Annotated in this window: 17 protein-coding genes; 2 read left to right on the top strand and 15 right to left on the bottom strand. The window is 43.6% G+C overall.

Features of this window, described 5'->3' with window-relative positions; translation table 11 throughout:
- Nucleotides 1-120: 120 nt before the first annotated feature.
- The 6 genes from BQ7344_RS01380 to BQ7344_RS01355 form a co-directional block, all read right to left on the bottom strand.
- On the bottom strand, nucleotides 121-864 hold the full coding sequence (locus tag BQ7344_RS01380; protein ID WP_015542820.1) for a YebC/PmpR family DNA-binding transcriptional regulator: 744 nt from the start codon (nucleotides 862-864) through the stop codon (nucleotides 121-123).
- The gene (locus BQ7344_RS01375) at nucleotides 834-1,775 is read right to left on the bottom strand and encodes a hemolysin family protein (RefSeq protein ID WP_072521101.1); all 942 of its coding nucleotides are present in this window, start codon (nucleotides 1,773-1,775) and stop codon (nucleotides 834-836) included. The genes BQ7344_RS01380 and BQ7344_RS01375 overlap by 31 nt, the downstream gene beginning before the upstream one ends.
- Before the next feature lie 152 nt (nucleotides 1,776-1,927).
- A complete protein-coding gene (locus BQ7344_RS01370) occupies nucleotides 1,928-2,320 on the bottom strand; it encodes a type II toxin-antitoxin system PemK/MazF family toxin (protein WP_072521100.1) in 393 nt (130 codons plus the stop codon).
- Between the two features lie 89 nt (nucleotides 2,321-2,409).
- Nucleotides 2,410-3,576 (bottom strand): alanine racemase, encoded by a 1,167-nt coding sequence (alr, locus tag BQ7344_RS01365; protein ID WP_072521099.1) that lies wholly within the window; start codon nucleotides 3,574-3,576, stop codon nucleotides 2,410-2,412.
- Between the two features lie 30 nt (nucleotides 3,577-3,606).
- Entirely contained in the window at nucleotides 3,607-5,124 is a 1,518-nt protein-coding gene (locus BQ7344_RS01360; protein WP_072521098.1) for a bifunctional ADP-dependent NAD(P)H-hydrate dehydratase/NAD(P)H-hydrate epimerase, read from the bottom strand.
- A gap of 82 nt (nucleotides 5,125-5,206) precedes the next feature.
- Entirely contained in the window at nucleotides 5,207-5,860 is a 654-nt protein-coding gene (locus BQ7344_RS01355; protein WP_072521097.1) for a redox-sensing transcriptional repressor Rex, read from the bottom strand.
- A 156-nt stretch (nucleotides 5,861-6,016) separates the two neighbouring features.
- Here BQ7344_RS01355 and abc-f point away from each other — a divergent pair, with 156 nt between their 5' ends.
- Nucleotides 6,017-7,933: a ribosomal protection-like ABC-F family protein gene (abc-f, locus tag BQ7344_RS01350; RefSeq protein WP_072521096.1), complete on the top strand. Its 1,917-nt coding sequence runs from the start codon at nucleotides 6,017-6,019 to the stop codon at nucleotides 7,931-7,933.
- 67 nt (nucleotides 7,934-8,000) lie between these two features.
- Here abc-f and BQ7344_RS01345 read toward each other — a convergent pair whose 3' ends face one another.
- Together BQ7344_RS01345 and BQ7344_RS01340 are read right to left on the bottom strand one after the other, a co-directional pair.
- Nucleotides 8,001-9,209: an NADP-dependent isocitrate dehydrogenase gene (locus tag BQ7344_RS01345; RefSeq protein ID WP_072521095.1), complete on the bottom strand. Its 1,209-nt coding sequence runs from the start codon at nucleotides 9,207-9,209 to the stop codon at nucleotides 8,001-8,003.
- A 139-nt stretch (nucleotides 9,210-9,348) separates the two neighbouring features.
- The gene (locus tag BQ7344_RS01340; RefSeq protein WP_072521094.1) at nucleotides 9,349-10,185 is read right to left on the bottom strand and encodes a S8 family peptidase; all 837 of its coding nucleotides are present in this window, start codon (nucleotides 10,183-10,185) and stop codon (nucleotides 9,349-9,351) included.
- 65 nt (nucleotides 10,186-10,250) lie between these two features.
- Here BQ7344_RS01340 and BQ7344_RS16255 point away from each other — a divergent pair, with 65 nt between their 5' ends.
- A complete protein-coding gene (locus BQ7344_RS16255) occupies nucleotides 10,251-10,409 on the top strand; it encodes a hypothetical protein (protein WP_182448579.1) in 159 nt (52 codons plus the stop codon).
- 27 nt (nucleotides 10,410-10,436) lie between these two features.
- Here BQ7344_RS16255 and BQ7344_RS01335 read toward each other — a convergent pair whose 3' ends face one another.
- The 7 genes from BQ7344_RS01335 to BQ7344_RS01305 all read right to left on the bottom strand — a co-directional run bounded on the left by BQ7344_RS01335 (nucleotide 10,437) and on the right by BQ7344_RS01305 (nucleotide 17,802).
- On the bottom strand, nucleotides 10,437-11,096 hold the full coding sequence (locus tag BQ7344_RS01335) for a hypothetical protein (protein ID WP_072521093.1): 660 nt from the start codon (nucleotides 11,094-11,096) through the stop codon (nucleotides 10,437-10,439).
- 81 nt (nucleotides 11,097-11,177) lie between these two features.
- On the bottom strand, nucleotides 11,178-11,840 hold the full coding sequence (locus tag BQ7344_RS01330) for a class B sortase (RefSeq protein WP_072521092.1): 663 nt from the start codon (nucleotides 11,838-11,840) through the stop codon (nucleotides 11,178-11,180).
- Nucleotides 11,837-13,444, bottom strand: a complete 1,608-nt coding sequence (locus tag BQ7344_RS01325) for an LCP family glycopolymer transferase (protein WP_083585460.1) — start codon at nucleotides 13,442-13,444, stop codon at nucleotides 11,837-11,839. Before BQ7344_RS01325 ends, BQ7344_RS01330 begins: the two co-directional genes overlap by 4 nt.
- A gap of 12 nt (nucleotides 13,445-13,456) precedes the next feature.
- A complete protein-coding gene (locus BQ7344_RS01320; protein ID WP_072521090.1) occupies nucleotides 13,457-13,924 on the bottom strand; it encodes an immunoglobulin-like domain-containing protein in 468 nt (155 codons plus the stop codon).
- Between the two features lie 15 nt (nucleotides 13,925-13,939).
- Nucleotides 13,940-15,412, bottom strand: coding sequence for a polysaccharide biosynthesis tyrosine autokinase (locus BQ7344_RS01315; RefSeq protein WP_072521089.1), 1,473 nt, complete (start codon nucleotides 15,410-15,412; stop codon nucleotides 13,940-13,942).
- A 34-nt stretch (nucleotides 15,413-15,446) separates the two neighbouring features.
- A complete protein-coding gene (locus BQ7344_RS01310) occupies nucleotides 15,447-16,847 on the bottom strand; it encodes a polysaccharide biosynthesis tyrosine autokinase (RefSeq protein ID WP_159431343.1) in 1,401 nt (466 codons plus the stop codon).
- Nucleotides 16,848-16,863: 16 nt separating this feature from the next.
- A complete protein-coding gene (locus tag BQ7344_RS01305; RefSeq protein ID WP_072521087.1) occupies nucleotides 16,864-17,802 on the bottom strand; it encodes a hypothetical protein in 939 nt (312 codons plus the stop codon).

Genomic DNA, 17,802 nt, shown 5'->3' with positions numbered 1-17,802 from the left:
CTGCATCCAGCTTCTCCATCAGACTTAAGTGATTCTTTCTTAATCCGGCAAGCAGAAGTACCCTTACTTATACAAATCAATTTTATTCAGATGTATCTTTTCAAATCAATTTCTGATGAATCATTCGTCCCAGTTTGTCCAAACGTCTGTAACATCATCGTCTTCATCGAGAAGATCCAGTGTTCTCTGAAGATTCTTAACATCCTGTTCATCTGTCAGTTCTACGTATGTCTGCGGAACCATGGCAACCTGTGCTTCTACCATCGGAATTCCTGCTTTTTCCAGAGCTTCACGTACTGCACTGAAATCGTCCGGAGCGGTAAGGATCTCAAAGCTGTCTTCTTCTTCATTGAAGTCCTCAGCGCCAGCATCAAGAGCAGTCATCATCAGCTCATCTGCATCCATATCGCCGCATTCGTCTTCCAGTTCTTCTTTATCAATGATGATCTGACCTTTCTGGTCAAACATGAAGGATACACACCCCTGTGTTCCGATGCTTCCGTAACCTTTTGTAAATGCATTTCTAACATTACTTGCTGTACGGTTTTTGTTGTCTGTCAGAGTTTCAACGATGATTGCAACACCATTCGGGCCATAACCTTCGTATGTAGCATGCTCGTAACTGTCTGCGGAATCTGCACCTGCTGCTTTCTTGATGCCACGGTCGATTGTATCGTTCGGCATGTTGTTTGCTTTTGCTTTTGCAATGACATCACGAAGTTTGCTGTTGTTGTTCGGGTCCGGACCGCCGGCCTTTACAGCCATAACGATCTCACGGCCGATAACAGTAAAAATCTTACCCTTTTTGGCATCATTTTTTTCCTTTTTGTGCTTTATGTTTGCGAATTTTGAATGTCCTGACATGTTTCACTCTCTCCTTTTGTTTCTTTGTCATTTATTTTCTCGGCTCTGACCCTTCCGATCGTCCGGTTGCCCAGCGAAAGAATCTTAAATCTGTAGCCGTTTGCAACTATTTCTCTGTCGAGATCATCCTGGGCAGGTATGTGTCCCAGATGCTCCGTCAGATATCCGTTGAGTGTCTCCATCTCAACATCTCCGAAATCAATATCCAGCTCCTGCTCTACATCCGTAAGACTCGCAAGTCCGTCAATGATGATACTGTTGTCCACCTGGGGTCGGAATGTATCTTTACTTTCATCGTACTCATCAAAAATATCACCGACGATCTCTTCCAGAATATCTTCCATCGTCACGATACCTGCTGTCTGACCATATTCATCCACCACAACCGCCATATGTACCTGTCTGGCCTGCATGGTACGAAAAAGCTGACCGATGTGTCTGGTCTCCGGAACAAAAGTCACTTTACGTATCAATCCCGGCAGTTCTTTCAATGGTTTGAACTTCGCCCATGAATTCTGTGTAAAGAATTTCAACGCATCCTTATAATGGATCAGGCCCCGGATATCATCCATATCCTCTCCACAGACAGGATAGCGGGAATTTCCCTCTTCCATCATATGTTCCACCACATCTTTGAGCAGATCTTCCAGCGCAAACGCTGCCACATGGCTTCGATGCGTCATGACAGCACCCACTTCCTTATCCTCGAAAGCAAAAATATTCTGGATCATTTCAGCTTCATCCTTGTGAAGGACACCTTTCTCATGTGCCTCATCCACCATGGAAATGATTTCTTTCTCGGTCACTGCATCCTGTTGCTTCCCATGAAAAATATGTGTCAGTTTATCAAATATCCCTGATTTTTTCTTTACATGCCCCTCCTCAAGGGGCAGGCGACTGCCATCGTCCATTTTGTTTCCTTTTCCTTCCACGATCTGTCTTACTGATTTCAAATGTAAAATATACGTAACTGTGAATGTACTGAACAGTTACAACTCTGCATAATTACTGATAAAATATAGCACTTTCACTTACGTTCGTCAAGGATAACACCTTTAAACAGCTAAAAAGTAAGCTCCAGACTGATCTCAAGTGCATGATTTACCCGGTCCAGCATCACCTGATCCAGATGACAGACCTTATCTTTCAGACGTTTTTTGTCAATGGTACGCAGCTGTTCCAGCAAGATTACAGAATCCTTTTCGATTCCATATGCAGATGCATCGATCTCTATGTGCGTCGGCAGCTTTGCCTTATTCATCTTTGATGTAATAGCCGCGCAGATCACCGTAGGGCTGTGACGGTTGCCGACATCATTCTGTATGATCAGGACCGGACGCACACCGCCCTGTTCACTTCCGACAACCGGTCTTAAATCTGCGTAAAAAATATCCCCTCGCTTAATTACCACACAATCACACTCCGATTCTTTTTTCTCTGGAATTAGTATTTCCATTTTTCTTCTGTGTATACATGCGTGGTATTTTCACTGCATCCTTTTCAGTCTGCAGGAATCTTTCCGGGCTGTCCCCACAATCCGGAAGTTTATTTAAAGAAGGTCAGATCTCCCCATTCTCTGCCGTCTTTTATATAGACTCTCGGTACACGTTTGCTGATGTCACATGCAAATTCATAAGAAAATCTGCCTGACAGATCACCAAATGTCTCAATACTGATAAATTCATCTCCGTCTTTTCCGATCAGAGTAACTTCATCTCCGTGTTTTACATCCGGAATGTCTGTTACATCTATCATAAACTGATCCATGCAGACTCTTCCGATGATCGGAGCTTTCTGTCCGTGGATCAGAACCCAGCCTTTATTAGAAAGGCTTCTCGGATATCCGTCTGCATAACCTACCGGAATTGTTGCCACACGCAGGTCTTTTTCAGATGCAAATGTACCGCCATAACTGATCGGTGTACCTGCCGGAAGATCTTTGACGTATGATACGTGGCTCTTTAATTCCATTGCAGGAATCAGTTTTACAATGTCTCTCTCTACTTCGTTTGACGGATAAATGCCATAGATCGTAATACCGGCTCTTACTGCGTTCAAATTTGCCTCCGGAACGCGGATGATACCTGCACTGTTGGAACAGTGTTTCATCGGGATCTCCACTCCTGCTTTTTCAAGAAGCTCTGCAAATGCAAGATAACGGTTCAGCTGTGTGATTGCAGGAGAACGGTCCGTCTCATCTGCTCTTGCAAAATGTGTAAACATACCTTCGATCTCTACATTCGGAAGATCCGCGATCTTTTTGATCGTCTCTACACTTTCCGGTACATCGGCAAATCCTATACGGCTCATTCCCGTATCCAGTCCGATGTGTATATGTACCTGCTTGCCCTGACGGACAGCTTCCTCGGAAAGTGCCGCAGCCATCTCATATTCACAGACGGTCATACGTACTTCATGTGCGATCAGTTCTTTATAATATTCTTCAAAAACAATTCCAAGAATAAGAATCGGTTTGTCAATTCCGGCATCTCTTAACTGGAGCGCTTCCTCCGGTGTAGCTGTCGCAAATCCCCAGATGTATTCATAGTCTTCGATCAGACGCGCGATTGCTTCCGCACCATGGCCATAACCATCAGCCTTAATGACAGCTACAATCTTTGTTCCCTCTGCTATATTTTTTTTCATTTCTTCGAAGTTGTGTGCAATTGCATCCAGAGAAACAACTGCCTTCACTCTGTCAAATTTTTTCATGATAAAGCTCTCCTTTGTATTTCAAAACTTTTATTTCTTAAAGTTCTGTTGTTCTTTTAAAATTTCCGCAACACCACAGGCTACATCTCCGGCCTTCATGCCAGCCATGCCTTTTCGCAGCGCAGCCTGATCACCACCTGCGCCATGAAGCAGGGTGCCAAGCGCCGCATAAAATCCGACATCTTTCTCCTCAATTGGTGTTTCCAGATACATTGCCTGCATACCGGCAAGCACCCCGGACAAAACATCTCCACTTCCTGCGGTTGCCATACCCGCATTTCCCAAAAGATTGATCCATGCACGTCCATCCGGCGCCGCTGTCACTGTACACGCATCTTTCAGTACGCATACCGCCCCGGTCTCCGCCACAAGTGCACGTGCCGCACCTGCCCGGTCACTCTTTAATTCTCTGATTGATTTACCAGTCAGACGGCTCATCTCACCCATATGCGGTGTCAGAATCACATGACTGCCCAGATATTTTTTCCATTCCGGATTCTCTGCCAGAAGATTCAATCCATCCGCATCCAGCACAACCGGCTTTCCCTCCTGCTTTGCTTTTTTAAGGAAAAACCGCACTTTATCAGCCGCCTTCACCGTCATTCCGATTCCCGGCCCGATCACCAGCACGTCACTCCAGTTAAAATCATTTTCCCAGTCTCCGGTGCATGAAATCATCGCCTCCGGAAGCATGGTCTGAAGCGGAATCCGGTTTTCCTCAGGTGTTATAATTTTTACCATTCCGGCTCCTGTTGCAAAGGCTCCCGAAGCACTTAAGAATGCTGCGCCACACATTCCCGGGCTTCCGGCAACCACAAGTACTTTTCCAAAAGTACCTTTGTTTCCCTCTGCCTCTTTCTCCGGCAATTCACGCAGATCCGATTTTTCCATCGAAAACAGCTTCGGTTCTGCCCCATCTTCTCTGTAGATGCCAACATCCGCGACTACAATCTGACCGGCAAGCTTTCTTCCCGGATACAGGCAAAGCCCTGCCTTACGAAAAGCAAACGTCACCGTAAGGTCTGCGCGAAATGCAATTCCAAGTTCAATACCGGTATCGCCATCCACTCCCGAAGGCAGATCAACAGCTACTTTCCATCCGGACATCTCATTCAGTTCAGCGATCAGTTCACGGTATTCACCCTTTACCTCTCTGGTCAGTCCAACGCCGAAAATGGCATCTACTATAGTAGTATATTCCTCATTATGCAGGTTATTCACAACAGGCACCTGATAATTTACGGCAATCTGGCACTGTCGCTGCATTTCTTCCGTCCTGTGATCCGGATTTCCTGCCAGATAAATTGCGCTCTGATAGCCGTGCTGATGCAGGATTCTCGCAATAGCCACACCATCTCCGCCATTATTTCCACTTCCACAGACGCACAGGATCTTTTGCTTTATATTCTCTGTTGTAAATCTTTTTTCCAGTTCTTCTACAACTTTCAGAGCCGCCCGCTCCATAAGCACACAGGACGGTACTCCCATCTTCTCAATCGTGTAACTGTCACAGGATTTCATTTCCTGGCAGATCACTACCTGTTTCATCCGGTCACCTCCTGCTTATAACAACAGACAGGCTATTACACAGCATCTCCTGAAAAGGAGCCATGCAACAGCCTGTCCTGAATTATTTCTCATCATCCACATGTTGCTGCCGATACTGGCTGAGATTATATGACAATGTCATCAGACTTTCAGAAAGATGAACGTTCTCTACAATTACACCGTCCGGTGTATCCAGATCCACATGTGCAAAATTCCAGATTGCCTTGATTCCATTTTCGATAAGGATATCCGCCATATCTATCGCTTTGTTTTTCGGCAACGTCAAAATCGCGATCTCCACATTATTTTTCTTAAGGAAGAATGGCAGATCACTGATCATCTGAATTTCAATTCCCCGTACCGCGATGCCCTCGAGCACCGGGTTTACATCAAAAATACCAACAAGTTTGAATCCACGTTTCTCAAATTCTACGTAATTGGCAAGCGCCTGACCGAGATTACCGGCACCGACAATAATCATCGGATGTACCGTATCCAGACCAAGGATCTTACCAATCTCTGTATATAAATATTTTACGTTATATCCGTAACCCTGCTGTCCAAATCCCCCAAAGTTATTTAAGTCCTGTCTGATCTGTGATGCCGTTACACGCATTTTCTTACTAAGGTCATTTGAAGAAATACGCTCTACATTATCCTCCAGAAGTTCACCCAGGTATCTATAGTAACGCGGCAGTCTTTTGATCACAGCTTTTGAAATCTGTTTTGCTTCCACCGTTGTCCCTCCTTACACTTTCCCGTTAATTATAACGAAATGACATTTTATTGTCAATCTTTGTTGTGAAATACGTACAATTTTTGCGGTTTTTCTTTACAAAAAAAGTTTTTACTTTTATAATCATTACGGTATATTTACAATGGAGGAAAGATTATGATTTTATCATGTCAGGGCATCTCGAAATCCTTTGGTGAAAAAGTGATTCTGGAAGATGCCTCATTTCATATAGAAGAACGGGAAAAAGCCGCTCTGATCGGCAATAACGGTGCAGGCAAAACGACTCTTCTCCGCATCATCATGAACGAGCTGCATGCTGATTCCGGTCAGGTCGTCCTCATGAAGGACAAGCAGATCGGTTATCTCGCACAGTATCAGGATGTACAAGGACATCGTACCGTCTACGAAGAGCTGCTCAGCACCAAACAATACATCATCGACATGGAAGAACGCATGCGTTCCATGGAGCTTGAGATGAAACATGCTTCAGGCGAAGAGCTCGATCGGCTGATGAACAGTTACACCCGCCTGACCCACGAATTTGAACTTGAAAACGGCTACGCTTATAAGAGTGAGCTGATGGGTGTCCTGAATGGTCTTGGTTTCGCCGAAGAAGATTTCAACAAACAGGTGGCCACTCTTTCAGGTGGTCAGAAAACACGTGTCGCACTCGGTAAACTGCTGATTTCCAAACCGGATATCCTGCTTCTCGATGAGCCGACCAACCACCTCGATATGGAAAGCATCGCCTGGCTGGAAACTTATCTTCTGAATTATCCGGGCGCTGTATTCATCGTTTCCCATGACCGTTATTTTCTCGATAAAGTTGTAACCAAGGTCGTTGAAATCGAAGCCAGTCACGTCCGCATGTACAGCGGAAACTATTCCGCCTACGCAGAAAAGAAGGCGCAGCTCCGTGATGCACAGTACAAAGCCTACCTGAACCAGCAGCGCGACATCAAGCATCAGGAAGCTGTCATTGTCAAGCTGAAATCTTTCAACAGAGAAAAATCTATCAAGCGTGCCGAAAGCCGTGAAAAAATGCTGAACAAAATTCAGCGGATCGAAAAGCCGCTCGAAGTCCAGAGTCAGATGCGTCTCTCTCTCGAACCACGTGTAGTCAGCGGAAATGACGTTCTGACTGTCGAAGAACTTGCCAAGAGCTTTCCGCAGCAAAAACTTTTTTCCAATATTTCCTTCCAGATCAAACGCGGTGAGCGTGTTGCCCTGATCGGTAACAACGGTACCGGCAAGACCACGATGCTCAAGATACTCAACGGGCTTCTCGATGCCGATGCCGGAAGTTTCTCACTCGGAGTAAAGGTACAGATCGGATATTACGATCAGGAACATCATGTCCTGCATGCTGAGAAAACTATTTTTCAGGAAATTTCCGATACGTACCCGACTCTCACAGAAACAGAAATCCGCAATATGCTCGCAGCATTTTTGTTTACCGGAGATGATGTTTTTAAAGAAATCTCCGCACTTTCCGGTGGCGAGCGCGGACGTGTATCCCTCGCGAAGCTGATGCTCTCCGAAGCAAACTTCCTGATCCTCGATGAGCCGACCAACCACCTCGACATTGCTTCAAAGGAAATCCTTGAAGAAGCACTGAACAGCTATACAGGAACCGTTCTCTACGTATCACATGACCGTTATTTCATCAATCAGACTGCAACACGTATTCTAGATCTGACTAATCAGTCTGTTGTAAATTACATAGGTGATTACGATTATTATCTTGAGAAAAAAGAAGAACTGACTGAGAAGTATGCACCTTCTGCTGCTGAAACTTCCGTTGAATCCAAAGAAGAGGCACCTTCTGAAGGAAAGCTCACCTGGCAGCAGCAAAAAGAAGAACAGGCACGCAAACGTAAGCAGGAAAACGAGCTGAAAAAAGTCGAAAAACGTATCGAAGAACTCGAGACCCGCGATAAAGAAATTGACGACACCCTTGTTCTGCCGGACGTATGCACCAATGTCGGACGATGCGCTGAACTGAGCCGTGAAAAAGACAAGATTCAGCAGGAACTTGAGGAATTATACGAAAAATGGGAGACTCTTGCATAAGTCTCCCACTTTCAAAAGATATGAGCCATTGTATCATCATCCGGTACAATGGCTCTTCTTGTCTTAGTTATAACATTTTTTCCAGTTCTTCTCTGATAGCAAGGATGAAGTCACGGCTGTTCAGTACAGTCGGATTTTCGATACTGGTGATCAGTGCAAGGTCTTTTGTCATCTTGCCGTCTTCAATCGTAGAAAGAGTTGCTTTTTCCAGTTTGTCCGCAAAATCAGAAAGCTCCTGATTGTTGTCCAGTTCGCCACGTTTACGGAGTGCTCCTGTCCATGCGAAGATAGTTGCTACAGAGTTGGTAGAAGTCTCTTTGCCTTCAAGATGACGATAATAATGTCTCTGAACAGTTCCATGTGCAGCTTCATATTCATAATAGCCCTGCGGAGAAACCAGCACGGAAGTCATCATCGCAAGTGAACCAAATGCAGAAGAAACCATATCACTCATAACGTCTCCGTCATAGTTCTTGCATGCCCAGATAAATCCACCTTCTGCTTTCATAACACGTGCAACGATATCATCAATCAGGCTGTAGAAATATGTCAGACCTGCTTCTTCGAATTTATCTTTAAACTCTGTATCAAAGATCGTCTGGAAAACTTCCTTAAATTTAGCATCGTATGTCTTGGAAATGGTATCTTTCGCACCAAACCACACATCCTGCTTTGTATCAAGCGCATAGTTGAAGCAGCTTCTTGCAAAGCTTTCGATGGATGCAGTCATATTGTGCATACCCATCGCAACTCCCGGTGCCTTAAATTCCTGTACAAGGGAACGTTTCTCTTCACCGTCTTCTGATGTATAGACAAGCTCAACTTTACCCGGTTTGTCAATGTACATTTCGGTATTTTTATAAATATCACCGTATGCATGACGCGCAAGTGTGATCGGCTTTTTCCAGTTACGTACACATGGCTCAATTCCCTTTACAACGATCGGCGCACGGAAAACAGTTCCATCAAGGATCGCACGGATCGTACCATTCGGACTCTTGTACATCTTCTTCAGATCGTATTCATCCATACGTGCATGATTCGGTGTGATTGTCGCACATTTTACTGCAACGCCATATTTCTTCGTAGCTTCTGCAGCATCAATCGTTACCTGATCATCTGTCTCGTTACGATAATTCAATCCAAGATCATAATACTCTGTGTTCAGATCAATAAATGGAAGAAGGAGTTCGTCTTTAATCATCTTCCAGAGGATTCTGGTCATTTCGTCTCCGTCCATTTCTACCAGCGGTGTCGTCATTTGAATTTTTTTCATAATACTTCTCCCTTGCTTGATATCTGATTTTGTAAATGTTTTACTTTTCACAATTCCAATTTTCCTATTATTCTATCCGAAAAAAGGATTTACGTCAATACTTTCAGTCTTTACTATAGTAAAATTTTATAGCAACCTTTTATAACGCCAGAAATTTTTGACAGTTAAATTTTCCCCAGCCCTGCTGATTTCTCGGCAGTCCCATATCCTCCGTACTCTCCCGCAGCATCATTTTGATCTCAAGATTTGTGAGCAGTGGATCTTTTTCCAGTGCAAGTGCAATCGTCCCGGATACCAGAGGCGTCGACATGGACGTGCCGCTTTTCATACTATAGAGATTGCCTGCACCGGGCGAACATGCCATGATGTTTTTCCCCGGTACCACCAGATCCGGTTTACACACACATTCAAATGTCGGTCCTCTCCCAGACACAGCACGTTTACCGGAAAGCATGTCACTGGAACCAACTGTGATGATTTTTTTGCTGCAGCCCGGTGCTGTAACGCTTCCCGGATCCGGTCCCTGATTACCGGCAGCAGCAACTACTACAAGACCTTCGTCCCACAACTTTTCCACGCCCTTTACAAGTACATCCTGCTCACTCCGTGTCCGATATGTCGTCCCAACAGAAATATTCACGATCCGAATATTATATCGCTGCCGGTTACGCAAGATCCAGTCAAATGCTTTCAGTACATCTTCTTTATTCCCGTTGCCAAACCGATCCAGCACTTTCAGCACTGCAAGATGACACCCCGGTGCCGCACCTTTATATTTTCCCATCGATGCAGCACCGCTTCCGGCAAGGATTCCTGCCACGCAAGTTCCATGCCCGTTGTCGTCATATGCCATTTTTTTATTTGAAATAAAATCCGCAAAAGCACAGATTCTGCTGTCAAAATCAATATGCTGATAAATTCCCGTGTCAAGAATTGCCACTCCGATGCCTTTTCCAGTATAAAATGGCTGATTCATGCATATACTCCAAAAAGAGGATTTATAATACTATATTCCACTTCACTCTAAAGGGGGTGTCTTTTTTGATCATAGTTGTACTTATCGTGTTTTTCTGCCTGCAGGGATTCGTACTGTTTTGCTGCCTTGCCGCCGGCGATGATTACGGCTCACAGGAAGTCTCTGATCAGGAACAGATGGAATATATTGAAATGTGGATGAAACAAAAAAAGAGGAAAGCCTGATGACTTTCCTCTGGTGATACATATTTATTACGGAGCGACTACGTCTGTATCTGTCTCTCCATCTTCTTCCGGAAGCTCACGATATACAACTGCAACCGGACCGCCTGCTGAATGGAAAGATGCAGTGATCTGATTGTCAGCGCCTTCTACAGCTTCTGTCTCAAGAATCTCCCATCCGTGTTCTTCACAATGATGGAGAATGAATGGCTCAATCTTGTCTGTAAGATTGTTTACTGTAAAGGTAACTTCTACCGGTTCTTCCTCTGTCGGCTCTGCATCGATTGTCAGATTCATCACACGTGAAAGGAATTTGTAGTCTTTCAGAATCGCTTCTTCAACAATATTTACATCCTTATCATAAACATTGATCACCGGCACTTTATCAGCACCATAAACTCCTTCAAATGCAGCCTGTAAAGTAGTCTCTGCATCGCAGTCGTTCAGGATATCTACTTCCCTCTGCAAGTCTTTCTCAAAAGTATCTGCCTCAACATTTTCAAGTTTGACACCAACTGTTTCTGTAGAAAGCACTTCCTTCTCTCCTACAATCTTTCTGGATGTCTGTGTGGCAGAAACGTTATTTGTATCTACCGCATTTGTGATGCTGCCAGCTGCCATTGCATTCACTGACATTGCAAGAACTGCTGACGCTGCCAGAACTGTTGTCATAAGTTTTTTCGCTTTCATACCTGTACCTCCATGTATAAAATTATAATTATATTCATCTTTTCTCGATAGGAAACATTATAGCACATTTATTTTTATGCATCAATTGCTTTTTTCTTCTTTTTCAACCAGATATGCCTGCACAAGGAATCTGCCCTCCGGATCAGAATCATCATGTGTGGACAATGTAAGAAGCTTTGAATCTGCAGTCACCTGAGCATTTTCGTCAATCTGAGCCCCCATTGTCCTGTTGTCCATAATACTTTCCAGGTAAGCTTTGCGGTTTGCTTCTTCTTTGCCTGAATTAAACCGTTCCATGATATGCCTGGAATCTGATTTATATGCAGCAAAAACTTTATATTTATACTCTGCATTGTCAAAGGTGATATAGATCCATGCATGTTCTTTCATATATGCATCATCTGCATATTGATACAGCCCTCCAAACATAGAACCATCCTGATTGTCATTTCCATATATCACCGTAAGCGGATCATCGAAATTTGTGTGATTGTAGTTCTCCGTATAAAGTGCTCCTGCCGGATTTTCCTCTCCCTCCGCGTCATGCGCTGCATAAAAGGAATTGTCTTCCGAATGCTGCAGAACCGGTGCATCTATATCCGTTCCCGGAATGGAAATCCACGCATATACATCCGGATTTTCCTGCTGCTCCTGCGAATGAAAAAGATATATTCCTGCAATTGCTCCCACAATACAAAGCAGAAGCACCAAAAGTCCCGCTGTGATCATCGTCCTTATTTTCATCCTATCTCAACCTCCGTATAGAATGTTTTAAGAATCAGATCATATAATGCATCCTCGTCGATATATACTTCGTCATAGACGTCTCCGGTCTTTGTTTCTCCCTGTAATACAGTCAGGCTGTCCTCGCCGAAGCTCATTTCCGTTGCTTCTGTAACCAGATAAACTGCATCATCCAGACCAATGCTGGTCACCATTTCTGAAGAAAAATCCTGATACAGTTTTCCCGGAAGTGAAACATCTTTCTGCACCGCCTTCACAGCCCCGGAAAAGAAATTGATCAGATACTGCTTCTGACGCGCAATTCGCAGATTATTGCTGCCCTCTACAGATGTATCTCGATATCTTACAAAAGAAACCGCATCGTCCCCGTTCAGAGTCACTGTCTCACCGGATTTCAGCTTATCTGATATATTCTCACCCTCCGGAACAGTTACCGTCACACCTCCGACAGCATCATTCAACTGCGAGATTGTCTCCATATTAAACGCGACATATCCATTGATCGGAATTCCATAAAACAATTTGGATACTGCATCAACCATATACTGACAGCTTTTTTCCTTACCATCACCAAAAGCATATTCCAGACCAAGATGATTTAAAGAATCTCCGATATAATTTCCTTTCGCATCGTATGTGGCTATTTCAGTCATTGTATCTCGGGATATCGCAAGTACGCTTAACTGTTTTTGGGTCGGGTTCAATACAGCCAGAAAAATACTGTCCGCCTGACCGCTTTCTCCAGAAACATCCTCTTTTTGTTCAATGTCTTCCGTCTGCTGGTCAATACCCATACACAAAACCGTAATGATTTCATCATTGAAACGGTAGGCTTTTCCATCACGCCAGATCAGATCAGAACTTCCCGCCTTCTTTACGTCTGACTGCATTTTCAGTTCAGCATTGCTGACATTCTCCTGCATGTTTTTTTCGCCACCGACACGGAGGACATGATATGTCCCGAAAACTGTCGTCACAAAAATTACAACCACAAGGCACAGGCTAAACGCTACACGCAAAAGAATACCAAGCGGTTTCTTTTTACCTTTTGTTTTCTGCCATGCATAAGTCAGCAGACCGCCCAGTGTTCCGCCTAATGCTGCACAGATCATCTCTTCCGGCGAAAAAATGCCCATTTTGGCGATATACTGAAGCAGTTCTGTCAAAAGGCCAAAACCAAAAGAGAACATCATTGTCCACACAACAGGCTGCTCACTCGTGCACTGTGCCATAAACAATATTCCCAGCGGAATAAATATAATAAAATTCCCCAGATCACCAAGCAGTTCTGTTTTAAGCAATGCTGCATCTTTCAGTCCATATAAAGGCAGCAGACGGAGCTGATACCCCTGCCCCGGGTCTCTCATAACAAACATAATACCCAGAAGCGCAAACACATAGAGTACGATTGCCACCCATACAGCGGTCTTTCTGAATCTATTTTTAGAAGAGGTTCTCCAATGTAACCCCGGAACAACAAGCCATGACATAATAAGTGCGGCTATGCATAAAATAAACACCACAACAAATGCCAGACCTGAAATCGTATTCAGGGTTGAAGATAATTCTCCAACCCCTTTAAACATCCTACCTATATTCTGCATACGTTCTCCTCGCTATTTCACGATCAATGTCAGTGTCTCCGGCAGTGAAGTATGTCCGTCACTGTCCGTCGCCACATACTGAAGTGTATACTGTCCAGGCGTATACAAATTATAATCTCCTGTTACATGAATATTGCGAAACAGAGAACTTCTGTCATCCTTATCATCCGTAATATCTGCAACAGGTGAAATTACAGAAAAAGAACTTCCCGCCGTAATCTCAATCGTATCACTCGTTAAAGTAAGTACCGGAATCGCCGGATCCACCGGTTCCGGTGTCGGTGTCGCACTTAGTTCCGGCTCTGCCTGAGGTTCAGGCGTCGGTGTCGGTGTAACCTTCGCCGCCTCCAGACGTGCCGTCTGTATTTTTTTTGCAGTTGCAATATTATTCTGCACGTTATCAAATGATTTCAGCGCTGTTGTAACTGATCCGGCACATAAAATCAAGAGAAAAAACGTCACTATTAATTTATTTTTCATACCGATCTCCCCCTCTTACAGAGAATCTTCTGTATTCATTTCTTTTTCGGCTGTCTTGATATAACGTTTGTATTTGCCGTAATGACCATAGTGGCCATACTTTGAATATCCATATTTTCCATATTTGCCATAAGACGATAAAGATCCATGGCTCTGGTTGATCACATATCCAAACAGCTTGTTATTCTGAATAAAGGAAGACATTCCTTCCTGAATTTCCTTCACAGAAGCGTGATCGTATCTTACCACATATAAGACGGTATCTGCATATTTTGCCAGAATATCCGCATCAGAAAACAATCCTGCCGGCGGAGTATCAATAACAATAAAATCAAAATTTCTGCGCAGGTATTCCATCAGATCCTGCATTTTACTGTCGGAAATGATTCCTGAAATACCACCATTCTTTGTACCGGCGCTGATCACTGAAAGATTTCCGCTTTTGATCATGATTTCTTCTACATCGGCTTTTCCTTCAAAATAATCACTTAACCCGAGAGACTGTCCCTCAAAGCCAAACATTCTTCCGACAGATGGATTTCTCATATCACCATCAATGATCACAGTCTTTTTGTCATTCTGCAGTGCTGCAAGTGCAAGGTTTACAGATATATGGCTTTTACCTTCCTGAGGAAGTGTACTGCTGACAAGAAGAACTTTCTGTCCGTTTTTCTCCATCTGCATATCAAGTCTGGACTGTACAGAAAGAAGGGACTGCTTATATCCCCAGTCAATTCTCTTGTTGCTGATAAGCAGCTGAGATTTCGTACTCTTGCTGCGCTTTTTGATTTTTACATCAGGAATCACAGCAACACAGCTTCTCGATGTAACTTTCCGCATGTCCTTCTCTTTGCGGACAGTATGAAGTGTCTGTACATAAAGTGTTGCCAGACATACCACGATTACCAGTCCTGCCAGAATTCCTTTTACCAGATAATCGATCAGAGAATATTCATTTACCGGGGTTGCTGAAGCATTGGTAATATCAACAATTTCCAGATCCACCGAACCATTGGACTTATCCACCCATGAAGGATATATTTTCTGGAATGCATCCAAAAGTTCATCCACATACTTATATTTTCCTGAATTCACAGAAATAGTATATAAGTTTGCTCCATCTGTGTACTGCGAACTGAACCAGAATGACTTTTCCGGAACAGAATCCGCCATATTTGCAGAAAGTTCATCTCTGAATTCCGGAGCATCTGTAATTGTTCCGACTGAACTGCTGAGTCTCCTTGTCAGAGAAGAATCTACCGATGTATCTCCTGTCTTTTTGACTGCATAAGTGATCTTCGCAGAATAAACCGGCGAATATGTATAATTCATATAAGTAACGGTCGCTGCCGCTACCGTAATAAGAACCAACAGTAACTGAAGCCAGTATTTTTTCAGACAACGCAGATAATCCTCAAGCATTTCCATCAGATCTATCTGATCCTGCCCATTATATGTTCTTGTTATTTCACGTGTTTCGGACTGCATATTTTCTCTCCTGCCTTACCGTTTGTAAAATATCTTATTTGCTTTTGTCGCCATAACCATAATAATATTTTCCGTATCGTTTGTTGCGGCTGACACTGTTTTTGTCACCGAAAGCCATATTCAGGACACCGCCAAGCACAGTAACACCTGTTTCATCCAGTACATCTACCGCATCATTAATTTCCGATGCATGTGCAAGATCCTGACGGATTACAAGTAATACAGAATCTGCTGCCGCCGAAATAATTTCCGCATCGCGGACAATACCAAGCGGAGGCGTATCAAGAATCACATAGTCCATACGGGAAGCAATTTTGCAAAGCAACGTCTTAAATGCCTCATCTTCCAGCAATTTATCCGGTTCCGCGATTGCTTTATTCTGAAAAACACATCTGAGATATTTATAACGGCTGTCTCTGCGCATAACATCTTTCAGTGTGCTGTCTCCTGCCAGAAGATCCGAAAGACCTGTTCCTTCTTCTACCTCTGCATCAAAAATCTTCGCAACAGCAGGACGACGCATATCACAGTCAATCAGCATTACTTTTTTTCCACGTCGTGAAAGATTCAATGCCAGATTTACAGTAATCGTAGATTTTCCTTCATTTTCACGAATCGAAGTAACCATCAGCACTTTCTGATCATTTTTATTCATCTCTGATTCTACGCGCGTTGTAAGGCGGTCAAGCTCTTCCTCATAATCACCGGTCGTCGCACTGTCAGAAATCAAAATTGCTTTCTGATTTTTCTTTTTGCGGAAATAGTGTATCGTATTTAATACCGGAATATCCAGCACCATTGCAGCCTGCTGACGATTGTACACTTTATCCGTAGACATACACAAAAAGACAGTCAGACCAACTCCACCTGCGAGTACAAGCAGTGCTGCCAGTGCTGCATAATATAACGGGCGCGCATCCTGTTTCTGAATATTATCTGCTGATAAAGCGGTCAGATTACGGAACATATAACCGGACTCAAAATATCCGGTCAGTGTCGGATAACTCTCAAGCGCAGATTTCAGCAGCCGAAGAGCCTCTTCTGCCGAAGATGCCGTCGCATTCAAAGTAATCATATTCGTATCTGCCACCTGAGAAGCACTGATCGTACCCGGAAGGCGCTCTATCTGAGAATCTTTACAGATCTGTTCTGCCAGCATATCACTGTTCAGCACATTCAGGTTACGGGTAATTGCTGTATTCAGACTTCCGTCATTGAGTCTTGTTCCCGAATTATCCCTTGCTATAACTGAAAGATTCATCGATGCAGTGTAAGAACTGCCCATATACATATCCAGTCCCACAAATGCCGCAATCCCGACAATGCAGGCACTCATAAGTATCACAAAAATATTTTTCCAGAGGTGTCTGCATATATATGGCAGATCTACCGGCATACTACTGGCCTGTGACGGCCGGTTCATTTCCTGATTCATTACATTCTCTCCCATATTATTCAACTACTACTGTCAGTCGCGTATCTCCCTGATAGCCATTATCTGCTGAGGTATAAGAATACACTACTGTGTAGACCCCTTCCTGATTAATGTCAACATTTGAATTTACCGTGATCTGTGAAATGTTGACCCAATTTTCCTTTGAACCATTTGCAATCTGCTCAGTCACTTCTTCGGTTTCACCTTTATTGTTTCTGACAGAAACCATTTCACCATAATCGATTTTACAATACCCCTGATCTTCCACATGATCGATCAGTTTACGAAGATCCAGATCTTCACCTTTTTTATGATATATCAGATAATCTGTTAGCACAACATACGGGCGAAATGATCTCGCTTCATAGCTGTCTTCGTAAATTTCTACCTGAAGCGGCAGCTGCACAGTATCTCCGACACTGTTGGTAACAGAAACCGTGCAATCATAAATACCGGCAGACGGTTCCTGCTGAAGATTTTCCTCTCCATCAACAATAATAAACGGGCTTACATCACCATCAATACAATCTTCTGCCGTAATGTAATCCAGCAATGAAACTGCCTGGTTCTCCGGAAAACGAAGTTCCTGTGAAAGTGCAAAATGTGTTTTTGTATAATCGGTATATACCAGATTTCGTTTCAGTCTTCCCGAATTACTGGATTTATCAAAACCGACATAAGTAATTTCAAATTGATTTTCATTACCACCGACTTTTTTGGTAATGTTCTCAATGATGATACTGTCTGAAACATTGCCGTCTTTTTTGTCCTCAGCAACCACATCCTTTGTCAGTTCATCCTCTGTCGCATTGATACTCACTTCAAGAGTGTCTGACGCTGCTTCCAGCTTCGGTCCCTCTGTGTCTATATTTTCCCGGCTTTTCTGTACGTAATAACCACAGCCAACCGCTGAGATCACACACAGGATTCCAAGAATAATCCTTGCTTTCTTCAT

The sequence above is a fragment of the Blautia sp. Marseille-P3087 genome, assembly GCF_900120195.1.
Classification (GTDB): domain Bacteria; phylum Bacillota; class Clostridia; order Lachnospirales; family Lachnospiraceae; genus Blautia_A.
Note: the sequence above shows the minus strand (reverse complement) of the source record. Positions and strands in the feature narration are given on the sequence as shown.